Annotated in this window: 25 protein-coding genes; all 25 read left to right on the top strand. The window is 37.2% G+C overall.

Going from position 1 to position 25835, the window contains the following annotated elements; translation table 11 throughout:
- Nucleotides 1-37: 37 nt before the first annotated feature.
- The 25 genes from A5819_RS03600 (at nt 38) to lepB (ending at nt 25745) form a co-directional block, all read left to right on the top strand.
- Entirely contained in the window at nt 38-1006 is a 969-nt protein-coding gene (locus A5819_RS03600) for a Gfo/Idh/MocA family protein (RefSeq protein ID WP_086281797.1), read from the top strand.
- 528 nt (nt 1007-1534) lie between these two features.
- Nucleotides 1535-3412, top strand: coding sequence for an HTH domain-containing protein (locus A5819_RS03595; RefSeq protein WP_086281798.1), 1878 nt, complete (start codon nt 1535-1537; stop codon nt 3410-3412).
- Entirely contained in the window at nt 3409-3747 is a 339-nt protein-coding gene (locus A5819_RS03590; RefSeq protein WP_086281799.1) for a PRD domain-containing protein, read from the top strand. The genes A5819_RS03595 and A5819_RS03590 overlap by 4 nt, the downstream gene beginning before the upstream one ends.
- A gap of 84 nt (nt 3748-3831) precedes the next feature.
- The gene (locus tag A5819_RS03585; RefSeq protein ID WP_086281800.1) at nt 3832-4185 is read left to right on the top strand and encodes a glycine-rich SFCGS family protein; all 354 of its coding nucleotides are present in this window, start codon (nt 3832-3834) and stop codon (nt 4183-4185) included.
- Between the two features lie 130 nt (nt 4186-4315).
- Nucleotides 4316-4690: a DUF4312 family protein gene (locus tag A5819_RS03580; RefSeq protein ID WP_086281801.1), complete on the top strand. Its 375-nt coding sequence runs from the start codon at nt 4316-4318 to the stop codon at nt 4688-4690.
- Nucleotides 4691-5473, top strand: a complete 783-nt coding sequence (locus A5819_RS03575) for a DUF4311 domain-containing protein (protein WP_086281802.1) — start codon at nt 4691-4693, stop codon at nt 5471-5473.
- A 24-nt stretch (nt 5474-5497) separates the two neighbouring features.
- Nucleotides 5498-6160, top strand: a complete 663-nt coding sequence (locus A5819_RS03570) for a DUF4310 family protein (RefSeq protein ID WP_086281803.1) — start codon at nt 5498-5500, stop codon at nt 6158-6160.
- Between the two features lie 123 nt (nt 6161-6283).
- Nucleotides 6284-7603 (top strand): PTS sugar transporter subunit IIC, encoded by a 1320-nt coding sequence (locus A5819_RS03565; protein ID WP_086281804.1) that lies wholly within the window; start codon nt 6284-6286, stop codon nt 7601-7603.
- Nucleotides 7604-7913: 310 nt separating this feature from the next.
- The gene (locus tag A5819_RS03555; RefSeq protein WP_086281806.1) at nt 7914-9002 is read left to right on the top strand and encodes a DUF871 domain-containing protein; all 1089 of its coding nucleotides are present in this window, start codon (nt 7914-7916) and stop codon (nt 9000-9002) included.
- A gap of 8 nt (nt 9003-9010) precedes the next feature.
- Entirely contained in the window at nt 9011-10120 is a 1110-nt protein-coding gene (locus A5819_RS03550; protein WP_086281807.1) for an amidohydrolase/deacetylase family metallohydrolase, read from the top strand.
- Nucleotides 10110-11204, top strand: a complete 1095-nt coding sequence (locus A5819_RS03545) for a DgaE family pyridoxal phosphate-dependent ammonia lyase (RefSeq protein ID WP_086281808.1) — start codon at nt 10110-10112, stop codon at nt 11202-11204. Before A5819_RS03550 ends, A5819_RS03545 begins: the two co-directional genes overlap by 11 nt.
- Before the next feature lie 26 nt (nt 11205-11230).
- Nucleotides 11231-11974: a KDGP aldolase family protein gene (locus A5819_RS03540; protein WP_086281809.1), complete on the top strand. Its 744-nt coding sequence runs from the start codon at nt 11231-11233 to the stop codon at nt 11972-11974.
- A gap of 167 nt (nt 11975-12141) precedes the next feature.
- Complete coding sequence (locus A5819_RS03535; protein WP_086281810.1) at nt 12142-13152, top strand: sugar kinase; 1011 nt, start codon at nt 12142-12144, stop codon at nt 13150-13152.
- Between the two features lie 194 nt (nt 13153-13346).
- Nucleotides 13347-14357: a hypothetical protein gene (locus tag A5819_RS03530; protein ID WP_086281811.1), complete on the top strand. Its 1011-nt coding sequence runs from the start codon at nt 13347-13349 to the stop codon at nt 14355-14357.
- Nucleotides 14358-14383: 26 nt separating this feature from the next.
- On the top strand, nt 14384-14824 hold the full coding sequence (locus A5819_RS03525; RefSeq protein WP_086281812.1) for a YaiI/YqxD family protein: 441 nt from the start codon (nt 14384-14386) through the stop codon (nt 14822-14824).
- A 370-nt stretch (nt 14825-15194) separates the two neighbouring features.
- Complete coding sequence (locus tag A5819_RS03520) at nt 15195-16271, top strand: D-alanine--D-alanine ligase (RefSeq protein WP_086281813.1); 1077 nt, start codon at nt 15195-15197, stop codon at nt 16269-16271.
- A 112-nt stretch (nt 16272-16383) separates the two neighbouring features.
- Nucleotides 16384-17751, top strand: a complete 1368-nt coding sequence (murF, locus tag A5819_RS03515; RefSeq protein ID WP_086281814.1) for a UDP-N-acetylmuramoyl-tripeptide--D-alanyl-D-alanine ligase — start codon at nt 16384-16386, stop codon at nt 17749-17751.
- 332 nt (nt 17752-18083) lie between these two features.
- Nucleotides 18084-19622, top strand: coding sequence for a DEAD/DEAH box helicase (locus A5819_RS03510; RefSeq protein ID WP_086281815.1), 1539 nt, complete (start codon nt 18084-18086; stop codon nt 19620-19622).
- A 229-nt stretch (nt 19623-19851) separates the two neighbouring features.
- Complete coding sequence (acpS, locus tag A5819_RS03505; protein ID WP_086281816.1) at nt 19852-20205, top strand: holo-ACP synthase; 354 nt, start codon at nt 19852-19854, stop codon at nt 20203-20205.
- Nucleotides 20206-20329: 124 nt separating this feature from the next.
- Nucleotides 20330-21448 (top strand): alanine racemase, encoded by a 1119-nt coding sequence (gene alr, locus A5819_RS03500; RefSeq protein WP_086281817.1) that lies wholly within the window; start codon nt 20330-20332, stop codon nt 21446-21448.
- A 15-nt stretch (nt 21449-21463) separates the two neighbouring features.
- Nucleotides 21464-21841, top strand: a complete 378-nt coding sequence (locus A5819_RS03495) for a type II toxin-antitoxin system PemK/MazF family toxin (RefSeq protein ID WP_086281818.1) — start codon at nt 21464-21466, stop codon at nt 21839-21841.
- Between the two features lie 392 nt (nt 21842-22233).
- The gene (locus A5819_RS03490) at nt 22234-22935 is read left to right on the top strand and encodes a hypothetical protein (protein ID WP_086281819.1); all 702 of its coding nucleotides are present in this window, start codon (nt 22234-22236) and stop codon (nt 22933-22935) included.
- 35 nt (nt 22936-22970) lie between these two features.
- The gene (locus tag A5819_RS03485; RefSeq protein WP_086281820.1) at nt 22971-24326 is read left to right on the top strand and encodes a hypothetical protein; all 1356 of its coding nucleotides are present in this window, start codon (nt 22971-22973) and stop codon (nt 24324-24326) included.
- Between the two features lie 36 nt (nt 24327-24362).
- Nucleotides 24363-24731, top strand: coding sequence for a LysM peptidoglycan-binding domain-containing protein (locus tag A5819_RS03480; RefSeq protein WP_086281821.1), 369 nt, complete (start codon nt 24363-24365; stop codon nt 24729-24731).
- Between the two features lie 171 nt (nt 24732-24902).
- Nucleotides 24903-25745 (top strand): signal peptidase I, encoded by an 843-nt coding sequence (lepB, locus tag A5819_RS03475; RefSeq protein ID WP_086281822.1) that lies wholly within the window; start codon nt 24903-24905, stop codon nt 25743-25745.
- The last annotated feature ends 90 nt before the right edge of the window (nt 25746-25835 follow it).

Here is a 25835-nt window from a genome sequence, read left to right as displayed (position 1 = left end):
GTTTATAGCTATAGTATGATCAAAGGAGTCGATCAAGATGAAGGAAATTCACTATGGGATTTTGAGTACCGCTCAAATCGTGCCGCGCTTTGTAGAAGGAATCAAAAAAAGCCGGATGGGGCAAGCAACCGCAATTGCATCAAGAAGCTTGGAAAAAGCAGAAAAGATGGCAACAGAGCTGGCTATCACTAGAGCTTATGGTAGTTATGAAGAATTATGTATGGATAATGAGATAGATGTTGTTTATGTTGCAACCTATAATAAAGGTCATTACGCAGCTGCAAAAATGGCATTGGCACATCACAAGCATGTTTTAGTTGAAAAGCCTTTTACATTACAGACAGATCAAGCGGAAGAATTATTTAAACTGGCAGAAAAAAATGGTTGTTTTTTGATGGAAGCGCAGAAGTCAGTCTTTTTACCAATTAGTTTACAAGTAAAAGAAGCAATCAAAATGAATAAAATTGGAAAGGTTCATTGGCTACAGTCGATTACAGCTTACCCAAATGTTGATCACATTAGTTGGTTTCACTCGCTTGAAGCTGGCGGAGGAACCTTACATGGATCGGGAAGTTACCCAATCCAGTATATGCAATTTCTATTAGACCAGCCAATTAAAGAGACCAGTGGTAGTGTGACGAGACAAAAAGGTGCAACGGATGATCAAGTAAATTTAACGTTGAAGTTTCAAAATCAAACAGTTGCCAATATTTTTATTTCAGTAAAATTAGCTATTCCGAGTAAAATGACGATCTATGGTGAAAAAGGGCGGATAGAAATTCCCTATTTCTGGAAAACGAAGCAAGCAACTATTCATTATGAAGATGGAAGCCAAGAAAAACTGACTGGCGATTTTAAAAGTGAATTTGTTTTTGAAGTTGAACACGTGAATGAATGCTTGCAAAATAATTTGTTGGAGAGTCCAGTAATGACAAGAAAAATGACTTTAGAAACAGTAAACATAGTAGAACAATTATATTCCGGTTGGCTGATAGAAGATGAGTAAGCATAAAGAGGTTGCAAACAAGGGATATCTGTGTTAAAGTAATCCTCATGCGACGAGTTGACTTAATCAGACAGTTTCGACTGTTCCGTTTTGACGGCTAGTGATTAACAAAACAACAGAGGCACATATGTTAAATCATACCTACCGGATGTAGGCGTGTCGGATAAATATTTTTGTGGAGAAGATGTTATCTATTTATTTTTATAAATACTGTGGTAAAAAAGAAGACTTCGGTCTTCTTTTTTGCTTATTAGCGTTATTTTATCTTTTTGAAATAGAATTAGTTTGAGTTGGTGCAAAAAATATTCAATAATGGATAGTTTTTGTTGCACTAAAAAAAAAGTAAGTATCCACGGTTAAAATGCTAAGGAAAAGTAGTATTAAATAACGAATAAGAGAATATAAATAGTCAACTAATAATAGTATACTAATAAAGTTGCACTTGTGTAAGTGCAACTTTTTTGTGTTGTTATGGGATAAAAATCAAGCTATAGTTCAAGTGTAAGGGAAAGAAAGTTGGTGAGTAGGATGTCGCTGCACTTATCAAAACGGGAAATAAAAATTTTGCTACTGCTTTTAGATTTAGAAGACAGCGTGACAACAAAAGAATTGGCAGAAACTTTTCAAGTCAGTGTACGGACAATCAAATATGACTTAGAAAATGTTCGTGATTGGTTCAAAGAACAAAACGTATTGCTACAAACCCGCCGCAACAAAGGAATTTGGTTAGAAATACCTGATTCAGAACGTTTGACTTTGAAAAATGAAATTATCGAAGTTGAGCGATTTGAAACGTATCCGGATCAAGAATTACGTGTCAATCAGTTGATTTTCCGTTTGTTGTTAGCTCAATCAGCTTTGACTTCTCAGGAGTTGGCGGACGAACTGCAGGTGAGTAGAAATACCATCATTAATGATTTGGATCGTGTAGACGAGTTGATTCAACATTATAACCTAAAACTTAATCGTCAAAGTCGCCAAGGATTTTCGATCATTGGTGAAGAAAGCAAGATTCGTTTGCTGATGGAATATATCACGCAAAAGGAAATAACCGAATATGATATTTATCAAATCATGAGTTACTTTGTTCAGTCTGGACAACAGAAAAAAATGCAGGAAGTTCATGTTGGTGTCAATACGATTTTTCAAAAAATCTATCAAGTTTCTCTAAAGGAAATGACAGGACTTTTGGATCCTTCTTTATTCGATCAATTTAACTATGCTGAAATTCTTTCAATCACATTACGAGTGGCGATTGCGGCGTCTAGAATGCAGCTCCATCATACGGTCGGTACTTATAAGATGTTGACGAATCAAAAAATGTTGCAGCAAAAACAAGAGTTGCCGTTTTTATTGATGAAAAAAGTTTTCAATCATTATGAATTACCGCTTTTAGCAGATGAATATTTCTATATTTATAGCGATGTCTTTGTAGCGAATAATCAGCAGGACATCGTAAGGCTGACGGAAGAGTTGATCAAGGATGTCTCAGAAGAAATCAAATTTCCCTTTTATCGAGATCGGCAATTATTTACAAATCTTTTTGCTCATTTGTCCTTACGACTGACCAAGAAACACCTCTTTATAAATGAGTACAATCCGTTTGTTGATGATATCAAGGCAAAGTATCCACAATTATTTTCAGCGATCCAGCTGGCTAGTCAAAGTAGTATTGTCGGATCAGCATTGTTGATTAATGATTCATTTATCGCCTATATTGCGTTGCACTTTTTGGTGGCTTACGAGAAAAATCTTCATGAAGTCAATGTTGTCCGAATTGTCTATGTTTGTTCCACAGGTTTAGGGGTAACGAGTTTGATCGAGCAAAAAATTTTAGAAGAAGTTTCAAATGTTGAGATTGCTGGGTTTGCTTCTGTCTTAAATGCAGTTGATGTAATAGAAGAAAAAAATCCCGACTTAGTTTTGAGTATTTTTCCAATAGAAATCGTGAATCGTCCGTTTATCAAAGTGAATCCGCTACCGACACAAGCGGATCTTCATACCGTTCAAGAAGAGGTCAATAAAATTCTGACGCACACGAAATCAGGAAAAGTACCACGCTTGATTCCTCGGCAACAGGTCAAAGAAAAACAAGGAATTGAGGCGGAAAGTCGAGATATTCTTGTACGAGCCTATGTGATTTATGAAGAACTGCTCAAGGCGTTTGCAGAGAAATTGACTCAAGAATATAAGGAAGCATTTTTACTACACGTGATGTTGATGGTCCACCGAATTACGTTTGATAGTCAATATGAAAATGAGGGCAATATCGTGAAAGAAACATTATTAGCTCAACAAGAACTGGTAGAGCAGATAGAACGGATTTTTGCTAAGAATGATTTGATGGTTAATCAAGCAGAAATTACTGCTTTATTGAATTATATAAGAGAGGAGGAGCACGTATGAAGTTAACTGACGATGCTCAAAAAATCATTGATGAAAGTCCGAATAAAGTTGAGTTAGAAGCAGCACTTGAACAAATCAACGAGTTATTAGAAGAACAAGTAATTCAACCGACTGAATTACAATGGACGATTTTGATCAATCACGTCAATGAAATGATCAAACGGTCGATTGCAGGAGAAAAAATGTCTGGGGTCGATCCACAAATGTTTGAAGAAGTATCTAAAGAGGCACTAATGATTTCAAATAAAGTTGTTCAACACATCGGTAATTTACCGCAAGATGAAATGTACGTATTATCCATTCATTTTGAAGCAGCTAGACAAAATGAAGCATAAGAAAGACTAGCTATTATTAGAGTAAAAAAACTATCTAGCTTTGCAGGCTAGCCTGTTCAGCTTTTAAAAATTGGAGGAATTATTATGATAACAGTAGTAATCGCAGATCGCTTAGGAAAAGGTCAAAATGTAGCAAAAGGGGTAGAAGCCGCAGGAGCAAAAGCAGTTGTTGTTCCAGGAATGGGTGCAGATATGCGTTTAGGTGACGTGATGCAGCAAGAAAACGCAGATCTTGGAATCTCATTTTGTGGTAGTGGTGGTGCTGGAGCGTTAACAGCTGCAACAAAATATGGGTATCTAGAACGCCATGGTATGCGTTCGATCGATGAAGGTGTTACGGCGATCAATGATGGCAAAACAGTTTTAGGCTTTGGTTTTATGGATCAAGAAGAATTAGGTAAACGAATCGTTGAAGCTTATATGAAAAAGAATGGCTAGTAGGTGAAGTTCTAAGGATTGAAGGGCTTCGGAAAAAAACGGAAATAAAATGTGACCAAAAGCGTTGCAGTTAATGTTTCAGCTTTTTCAGATAGAGTTGAACGAGCTTAAATAAGGGGAGGAACAATCAATGGAAAACGTAACAATGAAACAACGTCAGAACATTCAAGTTGAAGGAACTGGAAAAGAAAAGAATTTGGCGTTTGCAAATGCACTGAATCAAATCCACAATCGTGTGCTGAAAGAAAAAAATGATGTGATTGTACGCATTGAACCGCTTGACATTCAAGTTGTTAAAGCAGAGCAAGAGACCTTTACAGAACGGTTTTTCTTTTTCTTTTTACCTCGTACTCGTGCGGATTATCGTGTATTACTGGATGTGGAAGTGGAAATCACGTTGATCGAAATGGAAACAATTCCGTTTGTAGAAAAAAGAGTTACTGATCCCAATGGTCTTCCAATCCCTTTTGGTAAGAAAAAAAGAATGCAGAAGGAGGCAAATTAAATGGATGTTTTAGTCGTTTTACTCAAGTCTTTATTGATTGGGGGAGTAGTTGGATTTGCGGCAGGAGCAGGAGCTGCCAGAATGTTTCATGCACCAAGCACACAGGGATTAGGTGCATTTAGAACATTAGGTGAGATGAATGCCTGTGAGGGAGATGCGGCGAGTCATTTTTCTTTTGGGCTAGGGTTCTTTTTTAATGCTTGGGCGTCGACAGTGGGTGCTGGAGCCTTTACCCAAGATGTAGATCATCGTGTAATACCTAACTGGGCAGCTGCAGCTTTATTAGTAAAAAATAAAAATATTGCTGAAACAATGCATAATCCTAAGAAAATGGGGATTTCAGGTGCAATCATTGGGATGTTGGTCGTTGCATTCTTAAATACGACAGCTTCCGCAATTCCTGAGTCACTACAAGTAACGGCAGTCGCTGTCTTAGTGCCAGCAGCAAATCTTTTGATCAACACAGTAATGCCAGTTTTATTCTGGTTAGCAGCAATCGATGCGGGTAAACGTTCAGGTCTTTGGGCAACGATTTTTGGCGGACTTGCAACGATGATCATGGGTAATGCTGTTCCTGGTGTTGTACTTGGAATTTTGATTGGTAAAGGTGTAGATGAAATTGGTTGGAACAAGGTAACGAAAAGTATGATGGCAGCAGTTATTCTATTATTTGTCTTTAGTGCCTTTTTCCGTGGCTTTGATCTACAAATGATTGAAAGCTTCCGCTTACAGATTCCAAACTGGTTACAAAATATGCATGATGTTTTTAGTATTGGTAAATAATTCAGAAGAAAGTGAGGAACTGAGATGGATGAAATAGTAGAGTTGGAAAAAAAGAATTTTTGGTTTGCTGATTGGTCATTTCCAATTTTAGTTGGTTTATTGTCAGCAGGCGTTTTTGCTGGAACACATATGTATATTGAACATGGTGTGGGAGCTTTTAATGAGGTAGCGATCGTGGCTATGTTAAAAGCTGGAATGGACGGTGGTTCATATGGTGCAGCTGCAGCATTTGGCGCAAGTTTCTTATTTGCCCGAATTTTGGAAGGGTCACTTGTTGGGATTTTAGATATTGGTGGTGCAATCCTAACTGGAGTTGGAATTGGTGTTCCAGCGATTCTGTTAAGTATGGGGATCACAACACCTGTTGAAAATTTTGGCCTTTCTTTATTAACTGGGATGGTCCTTGGTTTGCTTATCGGTGGTATCATTATTGTGATTCGCAAATTTACGATCAACCAGTCAAATTCCACTTTTGGTGCTGATGTTATGATGGGCGCTGGAAATGCTTCAGGGAGATTCTTAGGTCCATTGATCATTATTAGTGCGTGTGGTGCTTCTGCTCCAATCGGTATTGGTTCTATTATTGGAGCTGTGATTTTCTATGTGTGGAAAAAGCCGATTGCTGGTGGCGCAATTCTAGGTGCAATGATCTTTGGTGCAATATTCCCGGTTGATTTACCTAGTTAAAGATGAAAAAATGTTGCACTTTTCTTTTGAAAAACGTTTACATTATAATGTTACCATGTTATTATGAATGGGAAATAATTTGATTTTTATTCATATTAATTTTTTGAACGGAGGACAAAAGAAATGAATGGTTTTGTGCAGTGGATGGAAGTAAAATTGATGCCGATTGCCAATAAATTTGGCTCTCAAAGACACATGACAGCAATTAGAAAGGGACTTATCGCAACGATGCCTTTGACAATTGTTGGTGCTTTTTTTACCGTATTTCAGAATATTCCAATTGATGCTTATATGAAGTTTATTGAGCCTTATCAAGTAGTGTTGGATATTCCATCTCGTTATACAATGGGGATTTTGGCGTTGTATGCAACTTTTGGGATTGCCTCTTCCTTGGCAACAAGTTACAAATTGGATTCTTTGACTTGTGGAATCTTAGCGGTGATGGCCTTTTTGGTCACAGCAGCACCCCCAACAAGAGTTTTTGAAGATGTTAAAGATGTTATTGGGGCTGGGCGTTATATTAATTTAGCGAATATTGGTTCAGCTTCATTATTTGGAGCAATCGTGACAGCACTTGTCTCTGTTGAAATTTATCGTTTCTTTATACAAAAGGATATTACAATCAAAATGCCAGATGGTGTTCCACCAGAAGTATCTAATTCATTTATCGCGTTGATTCCTGGCGCTGTGATTTTATTGCTATTCTGGGTGATTCGTCATGTGATTGGTTTTGATTTAAATGGTTTCTTAAGTACTTTATTAATGCCATTGAAAGATACGTTAGCTGGGAATAGTTTATTTGGTGGACTACTTACAGTCTTCTTGATCTGTTTCTTCTGGGTTTTAGGGATTCACGGACCTGCGATTATGGGACCTGTTATCAGACCGTTTTGGGATATGTCGATTGCAGAAAATACACTTGCTTTCCAAGAAGGTGCCTCTGTTCATAATTTACCGAATATCTTTACTGAACAATTTTTACAATGGTTTATCTGGATCGGCGGCGCGGGAACTACTTTAGCTTTAGTCGTTTTAATGATGTTTTCTAAATCAACTTATCTGAAAAGTTTAGGTCGTTTATCTTTCTTACCAGGTTTATTCAATATTAATGAACCAGTGATTTTTGGTACACCGATCGTCATGAACCCGATTTTAGGGATTCCATTTATCGTGGCACCTTTGATCACAACAACATTTTCTTACTTTTTAACGGTTACAAATGTCATCCCGATGATGGCGGCCCGTTTACCATTTGCCATACCGGCACCTGTTGCTGCTTGGATGAGTACAAACTGGAGTATTCCAGCAGCCCTACTTGTCTGTGTCAACTTTGCAATTACTTTGGCGATCTACTACCCGTTCTTCAAAGTATACGAAAAACAACAATTAGACAAAGAAGCAGAAGAGTTAGCAGCTGAACAAAAAGCGAAAGCAGCTGCTTAATTAAAATGAGAGGGAGGGTAGTCGCTGTACTACCCTCTATGGTGATTAAGGTCATGATAATTTGGTTCATCGTATTTTTTATTCTTAGTCAGGTAATGATTGAAAGAAACTGGCTACCTACAAGATTTACAGATTTACGCTTATTTCATCTATGTCTAGCTTCAATAGGGTTGATTTTTCTAGCAATTGTAGTTGGAATTTTAGTTAAACAACCGCTATTCATAGTAGGAAGTGTAACCATTTTGTGCAGTTCAGTTATTTCTTGGAAGTACAGACATAAATTCGACCATATAAAGCGAGGGCAAAATCAATGAAAAGAGCATTAGGAGTATCCGTTTACCCAGATCATAGTGAAATAGAAAAAGACAAAGCTTATTTAAAAAAGGCAAGTGAATGTGGATTTTCACGGATCTTTATGAGTATGTTGGAAGTAACTGAAGGAAAAGAAGTAGTGAAAGAAAAGTTTAAGTCATTGATTTCCTATGCAAAAGATTTAGGCTATGAAACGATTTTAGATGTAGCGCCGAATATTTTTGACGAATTAGAAATTTCGTATGATGATTTAACCTTCTTTTATGAAACGGGCGCTGATGGCATTCGTTTGGATGTAGGATTTGATGGTAATAAAGAAGCAAAGTTGACCTTTAATCCTTTTGATTTAGCGATCGAATTGAATATGAGTAATGATGTGGCTTACCTAGATAATATTTTGACTTATGAAGCCAATGTGCCATTTCTTTACGGCTGTCATAATTTTTATCCGCAAGAAGGTACGGCATTGCCGTATGATTTCTTTGAGCGTTGTAGTGTTCGCTTCAAAAAACATGGCATTCGTACAGCAGCGTTTATCAATTCTCAAGCAGGCAAAATCGGTCCATGGGATGTCAATGATGGGTTGCCAACATTAGAAATGCACCGACATTTACCAGTGGATGTTCAAACGAAACATTTATTTGCGACAGGTCTGATCGATGATGTGATTATAGGCAATGCTTATGCTTCAGATGAAGAATTAGAGTTGTTAGGTAGCTTAAATCGTTATCAATTAGAATTAGCAGTGGAATTTACGAAAGAGGCAAGTGACGTTGAAAAAGCAATTACATTGACAGAACAGCATTTTCGCCGTGGAGACATTACAGATCAAGTGGTTCGTTCTACTGAAGTTCGTAAAAAATACCAACATAAAGCCAATCCAGCGCATGATAATACCCAAGAGTTTCAAGTAGGTGATGTTGTGATCGGTAATGATGCATTCGGGAAATACAAAAATGAACTGCAAATTGTTTTACAGCCGCATTCAGACGACCGTAAAAATAAAGTAGGGCAAATAACAGAGAAAGAATTGTTGTTGTTAGATTTTGTAAAACCCTGGACAAAATTTAGATTTACAGAAAAGTAGGGGATAAAATGAGTTACGACTTAATTATAAAAAATGGCAAAACCATTGAGGGAAAACCGATAGAAGTAGCAATCAATGCTGGAAAAATCGTAAAAATTTCAGAAAAAATCGAAGCAGATAGTAAAGAACGAATGGAATTAGCCACCGATACTTATCTATCAGCTGGTTGGATTGACGATCATGTTCATTGTTTTGAAAAAATGACTTTATACTACGATTTTCCAGATGAAATTGGTGTTAAAAAAGGCGTAACGACAGTGATCGATGCTGGTACAACTGGAGCTGAAAATATCCATGAGTTTTATGACTTATCGAAACAAGCGACAACCAATGTGTATGCGTTGTTGAATATTTCAAAGTGGGGTATCGTTGAGCAAGATGAACTAGCAGATCTGAGCAAAGTCAAAGAAGAATTAGTATATAAAGCGCTGAGTGAACTGCCTGACTTTGTCGTAGGAATCAAAGCACGCATGAGTAAAACTGTTATCGGAGATAATGGCATCACTCCGTTAGAAATGGCCAAAAACATCCAAAAAGAAAATAATAATCTACCCTTGATGGTACATGTGGGCTCAGCACCGCCAGAATTAGATGAAATCTTAGCACATATGTCTAAAGGTGATGTATTGACTCATTGTTTTAATGGAAAACCAAATGGTATTTTAAATCAAGAAACAGATAAGATTAAAGCTTTTGCGCGAACTGCATATGAAAAAGGGATTGCGTTTGATATTGGTCATGGGACAGATAGTTTCAATTTCCATGTTGCTGAAACAGCTATGGAAGAAGGTCTAAAAGCAACATCGATCAGTACCGATATTTATATCCGCAACCGCGAAAATGGTCCAGTTCATGATTTAGCAACGACAATGGAAAAGTTGCGGGTTGTAGGCTATGATTGGACAGAAATTATTAAAAAAGTGACTGAAGCACCTGCTGAAAACTTTCATTTTGATACAAAAGGTCATCTGAAAGAAGGCTATGATGCGGATATTACAATCTTTACAATCGAAAAAGGACAGAAGACTTTAACTGATTCAAATGGGTATACCAGAGAAGCAAAAGAATTGATCAAACCTGTAAAAACCATTATTGGAGGAACAGTTTATGACAATTAGTTACGAAAAATTCAATCTAAAAGAAGTCATCAACGCTTCAGGCAGAATGACGATCTTAGGCGTCTCAAAAGTGTCTGGAAATGTCTTAGCTGCACAAAAATTTGGTGGGGAACATTTCTTTGAAATAAGCGAACTAAGTATTCAAACAGGCGCTTATTTAGCGAAACTCTTAAACGTTGAAGATGCGCAAGTCGTGTCCTCTGCATCTGCCGGAATCGCGCAAAGTGTGGCAGCGTTAATCGGTGAAGGGTCCGTTTATCATGCGTATCATCCGTATACTGATAAAGTGACCAAACGTGAAATCATCCTGCCAAAAGGGCATAACGTCGATTACGGCACACCTGTCGAAGTAATGGTGGCACAAGGCGGTGGACAAGTGGTCGAAGCGGGCTATGCCAATATGTGTACACCCGAGCATATCGACATGATGGTCACGGATCAAACAGCTGCGATTCTTTATATAAAGAGCCATCACACCGTTCAAAAAAGTATGTTAAGTGTGGCAGAAGCCGCAACCGTAGCGCGAGCTCGTAAATTACCATTGATCGTTGACGCCGCAGCGGAAGAAGATTTGTTCAAATACATCGAGGCGGGCGCAGATTTAGTAATATACAGTGGTGCCAAAGCCATCGAAGGCCCAAGCGCTGGACTGGTGATCGGGAAAAAGGACTACATCGAGTGGATCCGTCTCCAAGGCAAAGGCATCGGCCGTGCAATGAAAATCGGCAAAGACAACATTTTAGGCTTTACCCAAGCTGTGGAAGATTACGTGAAAAACGGCAGTGAATCAGGCGAATCGATGCAAGCACGATTAGAACCGTTTATCGAAGCTCTGAATAACATCACAAACATCGAAGCCAAAGTGGTTCAAGATGGAGCGGGCAGAGAGATTTACCGTGCCAGCATCAAAGTAAGCGGCACAAAATCAGCCAAAGAAGTCATTCAAGCATTAAAAGCGGAGAGTCCCGCAATTTATACCCGTGAATACCAAGCCAACAATGGGATCATCGAATTCGATATCCGTTCTGTGAATGAAGAGGAAATGAACAAAATTGTGACACGATTAACAACAATCATGAACTAAAAAATAGAAACAGGAGTGAATCAACTATGACATTAACACCAAACTATTTAGAAAACCGTATTTGCTTAAACGTATTAGCGAACTCAGTAGAAAACGCGAAAGACTGTTACACAGCCGCCGAAGGCCATATCGTGTTAGGGGTATTATCAAAAAATTACCCAACCGACGAAGCAGCAATCGAAGACATGAAAAAATACGCCGCTGCAACAAACAACGCTTTATCAGTCGGTTTAGGCGCAGGCGATCCGAATCAAAGCCAAATGGTATCAAGAATTTCAAAAGAATTACAACCCCAACACGTAAACCAAGTCTTTACAGGTGTAGGCACCTCTCGTGCCTTATTAGGTCAAAACGAAACCATCATCAATGGCTTAGTCTCACCAACTGGTAAAGTCGGCATCGTCAATATCGCTACAGGTCCCCTAAGCTCACAAAGCCCAGCAGGAGAAGTGACGATTGAAACGGCGATCCATCTGTTACAAGACATGGGCGGCAGCTCCATCAAATTCTTCCCAATGAAAGGGTTAGCCCATATCGAAGAATACAAAGCAGTGGCTGAAGCATGTGCTAAATATGACTTCTATCTAGAGCCAACAGGAGGAATCGATTTAGAAAACTTTGAAGAAATCGTACAAATCGCAGTAGATGCCGGAGTGAAGAAAATCATCCCTCACGTTTATAGCTCAATCATCGATTCAACAACAGGAGACACAAGACCAGAAGATGTGAAAACATTACTTGGTATGATCAAAAATACATTAAAAAAATAAAAGCTGAGTGAAGCTCGTTCGGCGCTGACAGAAAAATAGGAAAATATGACTGAGGCGAAATGTGCCTCATTCATATTTTGTCTTTTTTCCGAAACGCAAGTTCACAAAGCGAGATAAAAATAAAAGCTGAACGAACTCGTGAAGCTAAGAAATAGGCAGGGATCGACATGAGAATTGCGGCATTTGGTGAAATAATGATGCGTTTGACCCCACCAGAATATCTGATGTTGGAACAAACCAAAGAATTACGTTTAGATTTTACAGGAACAGGAGTTAATATTTTAAGTAATCTCGCTCATTTTGGCTGTCAAACAAGTCTGTTGACGAACCTTCCTAATAATCGATTAGGCGAAGCCGCCAAAGCGAGCGTTCGACAGTTAGGGATTCAAGATCACTGGGTTGGTATTTCTGGTGATCATATAGGTTCATACTTTGCTGAAATGGGCTTTGGTCCAAGACCTACACAAGTTACGTATCAAAACCGCCGCAACAGTTCGTTTGGTGTGAGTGGGGCTTCTAATTATGATTTTGATGCTTTTTTAGCTGAAACTGATTTAGTGCATATTTGTGGGATTTCATTAAGTTTGACAGAAAAAACGCGTGAAGCAGCTTTTGTTTTAGCTGAAAAAGCTCACGTATTGGGGAAAAAAGTTTGTTTTGACTTTAATTTTCGGCCTAGTTTGAATGAAGTGCATGGTGTTGCTTTTATGAAAGAACAATATGAAAAAATGTTACCCTATTGTGATCTAGTTTTTGGTAGTCAGCGAGATTTGACTGATCTATTAGACATGCCGCTAAGTGAAACAGTGGATTGTGCGAATCAGTTTAAAGAATTAGTTCATCGATTTATGACGAAATATCAGATTGAGCGTTTTGCTGGAACTATTCGTCAAGGTGAAGGGGATAAACATTATTTGACGGGATTTCTATTTGATTCAGAAAACTATGTTCAGGCAGCTCCAAGAGAAATCATTAATTTAGATCGGATCGGGGCTGGTGATGGCTATGCTGCCGGGATTTTACTTGGATATAGTGAATCCTGGTCATTAGTTGAAAGTGTAGAGTTTGCCATAGCAAATGGTGTTTTAGCGCATACGATCCAAGGCGATGTGCCTTTAACAACGCGCAAACAAGTCCGACATATCATGGAACAACCGACAGTGGATTTGATCCGTTAATAAAAAGAGTGGAATGAAATAGTGTAAATGCGTTTATACTACTTTCGTTCTACTCTTTTTTTCATTATAATAAGAAGAGTAGGTAATTTAGCGAAACCATTTACGTAGCTCAGATAAATTGGTATGCTTAAGATCGACAGTTATTATTTTGTACGTTATTTAGATAGGAAAATCTGTTTACAGGAGGAGATCATATGACCGATGAAAATATTTGGAAAGCACTAGATGATGATGTTTTGAAAGATAGTATTCGAAAACGACCAAGTATGTACATTGGTGGGATTGGTCCGACTGGCTTAGAGAGCATGGTCCTGCAAGTATTGGATCATCTACTGCAATTAGCGGTTGATTTAAAGCAGACAGAGCTTTCGATCGAGCTTTCCGAGAAACAATTTATTTTTTCTTTTTTTAGTAAAAAAGGATTATTTTTAGATAAAACTCCAGAAGAACAATATACACCGCCCTATCTTTTTTTATCGGTAGTCAATGCTTTATCGGAACAATTAGGTTTTGGGGTGGAAAAATTAGGCAAGCGGACAATCCAAATCTATCAAAATGGACAGCTGAATAAAAAAGCATTGATCCCTTCTGAAGATGAAGGGCAACGAATCGAACTCGCTTTCACACCGGATGAAACATTATTTGGAAACAAGCCATTATCCTATTTTATCTTATTCAATCGCTGTCAAGAGCTCGCTATGTTGAACAGCGGTTTGACGATTTCACTAACGGATGGGAAGCAGCAAAAAAATTATTTTCATTATGAACAAGGACTTGTAGACTATATTTTTCAAAAAGATGATAGTATTACGAGAAGCGGTCAGCCGTTGATTATCAATACAATCAGCGAAGGTGTCACGATCCAAGCTGTAATTTCTAAAAACGGTTCGACTAGCATTAAAGACAGCTTTGTCAATGGTCATTTGCCCTCAGATGGTGGGACGCACCTTGATGGTTTTGTTCAAGGAACGGTGGATGCTATCAATCAGTTTTTAGAAGAAACCAATCGCTTGAAATACCTGACCATAGATAATTTTCCTGAACGATTCGATGTTGTACTTTCAATTAAAGTCAAACGACCAAGGTACACTGGAGCGATCAAAAAGAAAATCAGGAATCCAGAGCTGTATAAAATCGTGAAGGAAGCTGTTTTTGCGGAAGTAGCAACCTTTTTAAAACGGCATCCAGCTTGGTATTTAAATTAAATACAAACCGCTGAAAGGGAACGATGATGAGAATTTTTATTGATGGTGATGGCTCACCAGTAAAAGACACGACAATTGACGTTGCACTAAAGCACTCGCTCGATGTTGTGATCGTAACAAGCATTGATCACTATTCACTGAAAGAATACCCTAAAAATGTTTCTTTTGTGTATGTAGACAAAGGAGCCGATGCAGCAGATTATAAGATTGTTCAGCTGATCGACAAAGGCGATATTTTAGTAACCCAAGACTATGGACTGGCTTCTTTAGTCTTACCTAAAGGGGTGCGAGTATTGCATCAATTAGGCTATGAATATACTGGGGAAAATATGGATAGTTTATTGGAGCAACGCTATTTTAGTGCAAAAGTCCGAAAAAGCGGTGGTCGTACGAAAGGACCAAAGGCTTTCACACAGGATGATCGGGAGAAATTTAGAGCGAAACTAGTGACTTTGATTACAGAATAGGTTAAATTCGTTCTATCAAAGTAAGGATCTTAGTTTTATATGATTAAGAGCTATCAGGGAAAGTAAATAAAAATAGTCTTCTAGTTTGAAACAACAGTAATTATGAAACTTTTTCTTTTATTTGATGATTTGTTTCTATTCGGACTAGTTCTTTTATGCTAAAATATGAAAGAGTTATTTTGAATTTCTTTGTTGGATATAGGAGCCTTGTGATATCTGGATACTTTAAAAATTATCTAGCTTCGCGGACTAACCCTTCGAAAAAAAGACAAAAATGGAATGTGCCAAAGAACGACACAGTCAATTTTTCCTATTTTCCTGTCAAGACTAAATGAGCTCTTTCAGCTTTAAAAATTAGGAGGAAAAGCATTTGAAGATTACTTTGCTATATGGTGGGAGAAGTGAGGAGCATGATGTTTCAATATTATCTGCTTATTCAGTTTTAAATGCGATTTATTATAATTATTATCAAGTTCAATTGGTTTTTATTAGTAAAGATGGTGAATGGGTCAAAGGGCCGCTTTTGTCAGAAAAACCTGAGAGTAAAGATATTCTTAAATTGACTTGGTCTAAAGATGGTGATGTAGATAAGTGGGGCGAGTTTACAGGTCGTGTGATCATGCCGTGTGAAATCAAGGAAGAAGATACGATTGTTTTCCCTGTTTTACATGGACCTAACGGAGAAGATGGTACGATCCAAGGATTTTTAGAAACTTTAGGACTACCGTATGTTGGTGCAGGCGTCTTAGCAAGTGCAAATGCAATGGATAAGATCATGACTAAATATTTACTACAAACAGCTGGGATTCCTCAGGTGCCATTTGTTCCCGTACTAAGAAGCGATTGGAAAGAAAATCCTAAAAAAGTCTTTGAGCAATGTGAAGGTTCATTGATTTATCCAGTCTTTGTCAAACCTGCTAATATGGGTTCTAGTGTGGGAATCAGTAAAGCTGAAAATCGTGAAGAACTACAAAATGCATTAGAAGAAGCTTACCGTTATGATTCCAGAGCAATTGTTGAGCAAGGAATCGAAGCGCGTGAAATCGAAGTAGCGATTTTAGGTAATGAAGATGTGCGAACAACCTTACCAGGCGAAATCGTTAAAGATGTTGAGTTTTATGATTACAATTCAAAATATATCGATAACCAAATCACGATGCAAATTCCAGCTGAAGTGCCCGATGAAGTACATCAAAAAGCACAAGAATTTGCTAAAAAAGCCTATACTATATTAGACGGCAGTGGTTTAAGCCGATGTGATTTCTTTTTAACAAGTAAGAATGAGTTGTTCTTAAATGAGCTAAACACAATGCCTGGTTTTACAGAATTTAGTATGTATCCATTATTGTGGGAAAATATGGGCTTGAAATATAACGATTTGATTGAAGAACTAATTCAATTAGCGTTAAATCGATTCAAACAAAGACAAAGTTTTTACGAAAGATAAACGACAAAAAGGGAGGAGACAAAACGGAATCAGTTTTGTTTCAGCCCTTTTATGTATGAGTAGCTGTTTATAAGAAACGTTGATGTTAAAGGAAATCTAAGGAGAGAGACCAATGAAACTTACTTTTTGGGAAGCAGCCAAAGCGGTACAAGCGACAAATGATTGGAGACAATGGGCAGATTTTGAATTGACAGGGATCGAATTTGACAGCCGATTGATTGGACCAGGAAATCTTTTTGTTCCGTTGAAAGGTGAAAATGACGGGCATTCATTTATTAAAGGTGCTATGGATAAAGGAGCGCACGCAGCCTTTTGGAGTAGAACAGAGGCCGCACCTGCTCAATTACCGATCTTACAAGTAGCGGATACATTGAAGGCTATGCAGGACTTAGCTGTGTATTATCTAAAGAAAATGCAGCCAACAGTGATTGCGATTACAGGAAGCAATGGTAAAACGACAACAAAAGATATGACCGAAGCCGTTTTAGCTAAACAGTTTAAAACCTATAAAACACAAGGGAATTATAATAATGATATCGGGCTACCGTATACTATTTTACATATGCCGGATGAAACTGAAAAACTGATTTTAGAAATGGGTATGGATCATGCAAATGAGATCGATTTTTTATCCAAATTGGCTCAGCCAGAAGTAGCAGCAATTACAATGATCGGCGAAGCACATATTGAAAATTTGGGATCAAGAGCAGGCATTGCCAAAGCAAAAATGGAAATTGCATCAGGTCTTGCTAAAAATGGCCTGCTGATCATTCCTGCAGATGAACCTTTACTAGTATCGTTGACAAAGGAGCAACCACAAACGATCAAAACATTTAGTTTAGGAGCAGCAGATTGTCAGGCCCAAATCATAGAAGTACAAAAAGAATATACTTCCTTTAAAGTCAATGGGTCAAAAACACTGTTTACGATCCCAGTTCCAGGGAAATACAACGTTGGCAATGCCTTGATTGCAATTACTATTGGGCAATGGTTCGATTTATCAGAAGAAAAAATTCAAGCAGGCTTATCTGAATTTCAATTAACAAAAAATCGAACGGAATGGTTAAAAAGTAGTAAAGGCATCGAAATTTTAAGTGATGTCTACAATGCGAATCCAACCGCTATGAAATTAGTTTTAGATAGTTTTAGCCAAATGCCTACACAAGGCAAGAGAGTAGCCGTGTTAGGAGATATGCTTGAATTAGGACCTGATTCAGCACTGATGCATGCTTCTGTGAGTGAGCATTTAAATCCTGCGGAAGTTACGGATGTTATTCTCTACGGAACTGAGATGCAGGCATTACATGATGAAATTAAGAAAAAATATCAAGAAGATAAGATTCACTATTTTGATAAAGAAGAAAAAGAAATATTGATAAACACATTAAAGTTACTCCTTGAACCAGAAGATATGGTTGTTTTAAAAGCAAGTAATGGTATGGGATTAAATGAAGTCGTTACAAAACTTCTTGAAATGTAGCAAGCTTTCATAAAACTTGCTGAAAATATAAAACTATGCTAAAATAACCTATTGCCGGAAGATCGAAGTAGATAAATCGAAAGTACCTATTGAAGATACTTTTCTATCATATAAAGATTAAAAAAGCTGAACGAACTCGTTTGGCTTTTCTAGTGCCTGTAGCTTCATAAGGTGGATTTTTCGGTAACACTAATGAGAAAATACGCGAAACCTATGTAGAAGGTTTACTGATTCCATGAACATTTTCGAAGTTAGTGAAAGTCAAATCACCTGTAACATCATGTTAGAAGAAAAAATTTCTTCTGCAACAAACACTATTAGGAGGATATCATTTGAAATTTAAAGAACTTGGCTTAGAACCAGAATTATTGGCATCAATCGAGCGCTCAGGATTTGAAGAAGCAACACCGATTCAAGAGGAAACAATCCCTCTAGCATTACAAGGTAAAGACGTAATTGGACAAGCACAAACAGGAACTGGTAAAACAGCTGCGTTTGGTTTGCCAATGTTACAAAAAATCGACACTTCGAACCGTGTATTACAAGGAATCGTAATTGCACCAACACGTGAGCTAGCAATCCAAACACAAGAGGAATTATACCGTTTAGGCCGCGATAAAAAAATCCGCGTTCAAGCAGTATACGGCGGAGCAGACATCGGCCGTCAAATTCGCGGATTAAAAGAAAATCCACATGTTGTAGTAGGTACACCTGGACGTTTATTAGATCACATCAATCGTCGCACTCTAAAATTAGATGCAATCGAAACATTAGTTTTAGATGAAGCAGATGAAATGTTGAATATGGGATTCTTAGAAGATATCGAAAAAATCATCTCTAAAATTCCGTCAACACGTCAAACATTACTATTTTCAGCAACAATGCCACCAGCAATCAAAAACATCGGCGTGAAGTTCATGAAAGAACCAGAACACGTGAAAATCAAAGCTAAAGAAATGACTGCTGATTTGATCGATCAATACTATGTTCGTTCAAAAGACTTCGAAAAATTCGATGTAATGACTCGTTTATTAGATGTTCAAACACCAGAATTAACAATCGTATTTGGTCGTACTAAACGCCGCGTAGATGAATTAGCTCGTGGGTTAGAAGCACGCGGATATAAAGCAGAAGGAATTCATGGCGACTTATCTCAACAAAAACGTATGAGCGTTTTACGTTCATTCAAGAGCGGAAACTTAGATATTTTAGTTGCAACAGACGTTGCGGCTCGTGGATTAGATATTTCAGGAGTCACACATGTTTACAACTACGATATCCCACAAGATCCTGAAAGCTATGTTCACCGTATTGGCCGTACTGGTCGTGCTGGTAAAGGCGGAATGTCTGTGACTTTCGTTACACCAAATGAAATGGGCTATTTACACGTCATTGAAGAATTAACGAAAAAACGTATGACACCATTACGTCCACCAAATGAACAAGAAGCATTTAAAGGACAATTGGGTGCCGCAATCGAAACAGTTGAAGAAAAAATTTCAGAAAATGGTCTAGAAAACTACTTACCATCTGCTAAAAATCTTTTAGAAAAATATTCTGCAGAAGATTTAGCTGCATTATTACTAAAAACAATTTCTAAAGATCCATCAGATGCTGTACCAGTAAAAATTACACCAGAACGCCCATTACCATCAAATAAAAAAGGGTTCAACAAAAACAATCGCAGCGGTGGTGGTAATAGCCGTAATCGTAACAAAAATGGCGGTGGTGGTTACCGTGGGAACAAAAATAACAAAGGCACAGGCGGCAGCGGAAACGGTGGCGGCTACAATAAGAGCAAAGACAATCGTTCAGCAAAACGTCATAACGATAAAAAACGTAGCTTTGTTATTAGAGATAACTCAAACTAATAAATCAATAAAAAGTCAAAGTTAATTTAATTTAGCTAATTATTGAATTTTAAGAGGGTAGAACAAGGCTTAAAAGCTGTGTTCTGCCCTCTTTTGTTTATCTGGATGAACGAGTTGAACGAACTTGTTCAGCTTTTTATTAATTTTTTACATTATTGTGTGGAAAAATTGCTAAAATTTGATAGAATAAGAGTGATTTATAAAAATAAAAAAAGAAGGACTCAGAAGGATGATTAAGGGAATTGGTATAGACATGGTAGAACTGTCAAGAATCGAAAAAATTATCGAAAATAAAACGTCTTTTGTTCAGAGAGTTCTCACCGATAATGAATATGTACTTTTTCAGAAATTACCACATAAACGCCAGATCGAGTTTTTAGCAGGTCGCTTTGCTTGCAAGGAAGCTTTTTCTAAAGCTTGGGGAACTGGGATCGGACGCGTGGGATTACATGACATTGAGGTTTTAAAAGAAGACAATGGTGCTCCTAAAGTGACAAAATCACCTCATGATGGAAAGGTGTTTGTATCCATTTCGCATACAGATACTTTTGCGATTGCACAGATTATTTTGGAAGCCAGCTAAAATTTTTATCGAATAAAGGTCGAGATAGACGGTATTGATCTGACAAATGCTGATATTTTTCATATGAAGTAAATACTGAGTATGGCTTATTTTTATCTCGAGCATAAAAGAAAGAAGGACACATATGGCAGTAGGATGGCATCGTCCCACAAAGTTAGTGATCGATACACAAGCAATCAAGGAAAATGTTTACAATGAAGTAAAACGAATGCCGCAAGGGACAGAATTATTTGCTGTAGTGAAAGCAAATGGTTATGGACATGGAGCTGTTCAAACAGCTAAAGCAGCCATTCAGGGTGGTGCTACAGGTTTTTGTGTAGCAATCTTGGATGAAGCGATGGAACTGCGTGAAGCTGGTATTACAGAGCCGATACTCATTTTAAGTATCGTGGATGTTTCTTACATAGAATTGCTGCTGAAATATGACCTGTCTGTCACAGTCGCAACTCAAGATTGGCTGGAACAAGCAATTGATCGCTTAAATTATATAGAAACACTAACACCATTAAAAATACATATAAAAGTTGATACAGGTATGGGGCGTATTGGATTTAGGACCCCAAAAGATGTAAAACAAACAGTTGAATTAGTGCAATCAACACAAATGGTGGTTTGGGAAGGATTATTTACTCATTTTTCAACAGCAGATGAACAAGACGTCAGCTATTTTGAAAAACAAACAGAACGTTTTCAAGCAGTGTTATCAGGACTTTTTGAGTTGCCAAAATATGTCCACGTGAGCAATAGTGCAACAGCATTATGGCACCCAGATAATGTAGGGAATATGATTCGATTTGGGATAGCGATGTATGGGTTGAATCCATCTGGCCGTATCCTGCCTGAGGTTTATCCTTTAAAACCAGCCTTGAGCTTAGTATCGGAATTGATTCATGTGAAAGAATTGCCGGCTGGAGAAGGAATTGGGTATGGCAACACCTATACGACCACAGAAAATGAATGGATCGGCACAATACCAATCGGTTATGCCGATGGCTGGTTGCGTCATTTACAAGGTTTTTCAGTATTAGTTGATGGGCAACCGTGTGAAATTATCGGAAGAATCTGCATGGATCAATGCATGATTCGATTGCCTGGGGAAACAACTGCTGGCACACAAGTCACATTGATTGGACATGATCACGGAGCAGATATCACATTACAGATGGTGGCAGATAAATTAGAGACGATCCACTATGAAGTGGCATGTACATTTTCTGAACGCATGCCAAGGGAGTATAAATAGAATAGGAGGCTTCAAATGGTCAAAAGGGGTGACATATATTTTGCAGACTTATCCCCTGTTGTAGGATCAGAACAAGGGGGAGTACGTCCAGTACTAGTCATACAGAATAATTTAGGCAATCATTTTAGTCCAACAATTATCGTAGCCGCGATTACAGCAAAGATGGCTAAACCAAAGTTGCCAACACATATAGGTATCAACTCAGAAGAAACTGGAATCGAACGAGATTCAGTTATATTACTGGAACAGATCCGCACCATTGATAAAATACGCTTAAAAGAAAAAGTTTGCCATTTAGGAATCGACATCATGGATTCAGTCGACCGTGCGTTAGGTGTTAGCGTAGGTATTTTTGAAGCTGAGCTAGAAGAAAATCTTGGTACATATCGGTAAAAGTATCGGGTGTTTGAATTGAAGAACATAAGACAGACCAATTGCTATAAGTACAGGGACAGTTGTTTCTAACCACATAATCTTACTAGGAAGTCGTTGTTATTTTTACGATTAATTAATAATTAGTGAAAATACTAACATCAAAAAGAATAAACTGTAAATTAACAGCATAATACATGTCTTTATTCGAATGAAATGATAAAAAACCACTAAAATTTACTACTTAAACTCCTATTTTTATTGACTTTTCGTTGTGTTTATAAAAAAAAGTTGGCAATAACGTAACGTAATGTTACAATAAACTATGTATAATTGGGTAGAAAGTGGATAACTTTCAAAAAAATAGATATATTTAGTGTTTTTTTATTAAGGAATAAAGGAGTTTATATTTGATGACGATTTTCATGTTTGTATTAGTAGTAATACTGTTTCTTTTTTTCAGTTATCAGTTGTACGTCCGATTCCAGCTGGAGAGCTTGGATTCTGATAGTCCAAAAATGAAACGCAAGATCAATTTTTATAAATATCAAGAGAATAATCGATCATTATTATTTTTGATGATTGCAGCAATTATTTTTTGCTTACTATTTTTTGGGATACTTTATAATCAAGATACTTTGAGAAAAGATAATAAAGATTTAGAATTGAAGATAGAAGAGATTAAAGATGCCAGAGGTACAGCTTCTGGCGCTGAAATCGAAAGCTATAAAGAGAACTCATTGAAATTGGCTGAATTTCCTTGGAAAAAAGTCGTGGAAAGCCGAGATGCTCAAGCACTGGATAACTACGAACTTCAACTTCTAAGAGATTGGCAGCCCTTTTTTGGAGAAGCGAATGTAGCAATTTTGATTAGCCAAAAAACAGAGACATTAACAGTTTCAGTCTTTCCAACAGCATTGACATTTAGTGATTTCCAAACAGCTGAGAAAAACATTGAAACCTTTATCAAAGAGTTACAGCCTGTAAAAGAAATCACGATGATTGATTTTAACTTTACATATCGAGATAAAACAAACAAACTATCTAAAAAGTCAATTATTTATACAAGAGAGTCTAAAGACAATAACTTAGAAAAAGTAACATTAGATAAATAGAGTAAGCTAGAAATAAAAGACGGGGTGTAAAAAGGATGGCAAAGAGACGGTTAATTAAAAAAATTAACGAGGTTTCTGAGGAAGAATTGACGCAAGATATCGAGTTCAATTCGGAAGAGGAACAACGACCAGTTTCAGTAACGACAACAAATAATAGCAGCTTATTAGCTGAACAAGAACAAGAGATCACACGCTTAAGAGAGTTGATCGAAGAATATAGATTACAGGAAACTGAATTTGAACAAAATAAAGAGGAAAACTTCCGTTTATCGCAACAAAACAAACAATTGGTCATCAAGGTTGAAAGTAACCAAAATGAACTTGAATTATTAAAAGAAAAAAATGATGAGCTGGCAACACAGCTTAACCAAAAAGAAACAGAAATTTTTGAGTTAGAAGATGCTAATGAATCCGCTGATTCTACAGAAGAAATCAATCGCTTAAAAGCGCAAATCGAAGAGCTGAAAAAAGAAAATACTAATGGGCAAGAACAAATTGCTTACTTAGAAACAGCACTTGTTGAAAAAGACAAAGCGTTAGATACAAAAATTCTTGAAAAAGAAAAAGAAATCCAACAATTACAAGCAGATCTAGCAGCCCGAGGAACAATCGGAGAAAAACAAGAAGCATTGGAGACGGTGAAGATGGAATTAGAATCATTGAATGAAAAACTTCAAACTACTGATAAAGAAAATCAAGAGTTAACACAAAAACTTGCTGATCTTCAAGCACAAATGCACCAATTACAACAAGAAAATCAAGACTTAAAAGATAAAGAAATCACCTTGTCAACAAGCAGTGATGCATCTGTAGACAATAGCCGTGTTGAAGAATTGAAGAAAGAATTAGAGTCAGTGCTTAAAGAGAAAAGTGATTTAGAAACAAATCTTGGCCGTATCCAAGGCTTGAATGATAAATACTCTATCCAAAAAAATGTATTTGAATCTGAATTAGCTGGATTAAGAAGCATTTACAAAGAAAAAGAAGAAGAATTAGAAAACTTAAATGCAGAGCTTGAAACAATGCGCAGCATGTCTACAACAGGTGAAGCAACGGGTAACCAATTAGCTGAGTTATTACAAGCGAAACAACAAATCAATGACTTATTATTGAAAAACCAATCATTACAAGAAGAAGCCTTGAAATCACAACAAGAAATCGGTGAAGTAATGGTTTCTGCTAAGAAAGAAGCGAATCGCATCATCAGTGAAGCACAAGTTGAAGCGAAACACATGGTCAACTCAGCTGAACTTGAAATGTTGAATATTGGCAACCGTGCGAAAAATATCTCTAATGAAGTGGAAGAATCTAAGAATGAAGTTATGACGATTTATCGTGAATTAGAAGAACGCTTAAGCAAATTATCACGTCTAGATAAAACTGGCAACTAAACGATCGATCAGCGATCGAATGAAGGGAAGAACAATATGAAAAAACGAATCAATAAAAAATATCTTATCCTGTTGATTTCTTCTGCAATATTGTTTAGTACTGCTATTTACTTTATGTCTAGTTCAATGATCTTGGGCGCATCGGTAGGTGGCGGTGAAGTTGTAACACCAGTAGCTCCGATTCCAACGACACAGACAGCAGAAAAGCCAAAGACAACAGAAGCTGAAAATGCTAGTGCTGTAAGTAAGGAAAAAGAAGTACCTAAAGAAGTCTACATCGTAAAAGAAGGTCAGACCTTATGGGAAATTGCTCAAGATTCAGGTGTATCTATACAAACATTGATGAACAAAAATCAGCTTAGCAGTAGTGTTATTGTTGAGGGACAAGAATTAGTATTCGATTGATAGTACGTTTAGGTGGGGGGAGCGAAACTTTTAGAGTTTTGCTTAGCTCCCCTTTTTTATTAGGAAGAGAACTTATGGCAGGGTTTTGATTAGCTAGTTTTTATATGGAAAAATGGACAGCAGTCTGTTATCCTTAATTGAGAGTATTAATCGGTATGATTGAGGTGTATCATGGATGAAATAAAGGAATATTTTGAACGACTAAAACGAAAAATAAAACGAAAATTTGCTAAAAAGCAAAAAGTGAAAAACAACACGAAGAATAGAAAACGCCCACCAGCTGGTCCTAAAAAGAAACGTCCACAACATAGAGAACGCATTGAAGGAATTCGAGAAGAACCTAGAGGTAGTGCAAGACCGAAAGTGGAACTAGATAGAAAAGCCGGGCCAAGCAAGAAAAAGCGAAAAAAGAAAAAATTAACCAAAGAAGAATTTGAAAAAAGAAAAAAGAAAAAAAGAAAAGAGAATATCATTGAAATCATTAAATTTATGCTTCCAGTTGTATTATTTGCCGTTTTGGTCTTTTTCTTTATTTTAAATACGTCACCACATATGGTTGATGGAGATTCGATGAAACCCACTATGCTCAATGGCGATCGTGTTATTGTTCGTCGTACAAAGGAACCTAAACGATATGAGATCATTACATTTAAACCACCTGTGAAAAGTGAGTTTCAATATGTAAAACGAGTGATTGGAATGCCAGGAGATCTAGTTTGGACTGAAGGGAACGATTTGTTTATCAATCACCAAGCCGAGTCTTTACCTAAAGCTTCTGAGTTATCTGCTGCAAATGAATTACCAGATGGGACAATCAAAGTAAATTTGTCGCAGGATAGCTTGGATCAAATGGCACAATTTAAAAAGATCCCAAAAGGATATTATTTTGTTTTGGGAGATAATCGTAATAATTCTAGTGATAGTAGAACCTTTGGATTGGTTGATGGACAGGCAATTGAGGGAGTTGTTTCCTTTAGATTTGCACCATTTAATAGTATCGGGTGGATTAAATAGAGATTGAGAGCGAAACAAAACTAATCTTCAGTTTTGTTTCGCTCTTTTTCTTTTTTAAAATATTAAAAATATTTAGAATTAAAAATAATC

The sequence above is a fragment of the Enterococcus sp. 7E2_DIV0204 genome (assembly GCF_002140855.1).
Classification (GTDB): domain Bacteria; phylum Bacillota; class Bacilli; order Lactobacillales; family Enterococcaceae; genus Enterococcus_L; species Enterococcus_L lemimoniae.
Note: the sequence above shows the minus strand (reverse complement) of the source record. Positions and strands in the feature narration are given on the sequence as shown.

Bases quoted from the DNA above. Each gene is read 5' to 3' on its own strand.
- A5819_RS03600 (WP_086281797.1), top strand. From the start codon at position 38: ATGAAGGAAATTCACTATGGGATTTTGAGTACCGCTCAAATCGTGCCG.
- A5819_RS03595 (WP_086281798.1), top strand. From the start codon at position 1,535: ATGTCGCTGCACTTATCAAAACGGGAAATAAAAATTTTGCTACTGCTT.
- A5819_RS03590 (WP_086281799.1), top strand. From the start codon at position 3,409: ATGAAGTTAACTGACGATGCTCAAAAAATCATTGATGAAAGTCCGAAT.
- A5819_RS03585 (WP_086281800.1), top strand. From the start codon at position 3,832: ATGATAACAGTAGTAATCGCAGATCGCTTAGGAAAAGGTCAAAATGTA.
- A5819_RS03580 (WP_086281801.1), top strand. From the start codon at position 4,316: ATGGAAAACGTAACAATGAAACAACGTCAGAACATTCAAGTTGAAGGA.
- A5819_RS03575 (WP_086281802.1), top strand. From the start codon at position 4,691: ATGGATGTTTTAGTCGTTTTACTCAAGTCTTTATTGATTGGGGGAGTA.
- A5819_RS03570 (WP_086281803.1), top strand. From the start codon at position 5,498: ATGGATGAAATAGTAGAGTTGGAAAAAAAGAATTTTTGGTTTGCTGAT.
- A5819_RS03565 (WP_086281804.1), top strand. From the start codon at position 6,284: ATGAATGGTTTTGTGCAGTGGATGGAAGTAAAATTGATGCCGATTGCC.
- A5819_RS03555 (WP_086281806.1), top strand. From the start codon at position 7,914: ATGAAAAGAGCATTAGGAGTATCCGTTTACCCAGATCATAGTGAAATA.
- A5819_RS03550 (WP_086281807.1), top strand. From the start codon at position 9,011: ATGAGTTACGACTTAATTATAAAAAATGGCAAAACCATTGAGGGAAAA.
- A5819_RS03545 (WP_086281808.1), top strand. From the start codon at position 10,110: ATGACAATTAGTTACGAAAAATTCAATCTAAAAGAAGTCATCAACGCT.
- A5819_RS03540 (WP_086281809.1), top strand. From the start codon at position 11,231: ATGACATTAACACCAAACTATTTAGAAAACCGTATTTGCTTAAACGTA.
- A5819_RS03535 (WP_086281810.1), top strand. From the start codon at position 12,142: ATGAGAATTGCGGCATTTGGTGAAATAATGATGCGTTTGACCCCACCA.
- A5819_RS03530 (WP_086281811.1), top strand. From the start codon at position 13,347: ATGACCGATGAAAATATTTGGAAAGCACTAGATGATGATGTTTTGAAA.
- A5819_RS03525 (WP_086281812.1), top strand. From the start codon at position 14,384: ATGAGAATTTTTATTGATGGTGATGGCTCACCAGTAAAAGACACGACA.
- murF (WP_086281814.1), top strand. From the start codon at position 16,384: ATGAAACTTACTTTTTGGGAAGCAGCCAAAGCGGTACAAGCGACAAAT.
- acpS (WP_086281816.1), top strand. From the start codon at position 19,852: ATGATTAAGGGAATTGGTATAGACATGGTAGAACTGTCAAGAATCGAA.
- alr (WP_086281817.1), top strand. From the start codon at position 20,330: ATGGCAGTAGGATGGCATCGTCCCACAAAGTTAGTGATCGATACACAA.
- A5819_RS03495 (WP_086281818.1), top strand. From the start codon at position 21,464: ATGGTCAAAAGGGGTGACATATATTTTGCAGACTTATCCCCTGTTGTA.
- A5819_RS03490 (WP_086281819.1), top strand. From the start codon at position 22,234: ATGACGATTTTCATGTTTGTATTAGTAGTAATACTGTTTCTTTTTTTC.
- A5819_RS03485 (WP_086281820.1), top strand. From the start codon at position 22,971: ATGGCAAAGAGACGGTTAATTAAAAAAATTAACGAGGTTTCTGAGGAA.
- A5819_RS03480 (WP_086281821.1), top strand. From the start codon at position 24,363: ATGAAAAAACGAATCAATAAAAAATATCTTATCCTGTTGATTTCTTCT.
- lepB (WP_086281822.1), top strand. From the start codon at position 24,903: ATGGATGAAATAAAGGAATATTTTGAACGACTAAAACGAAAAATAAAA.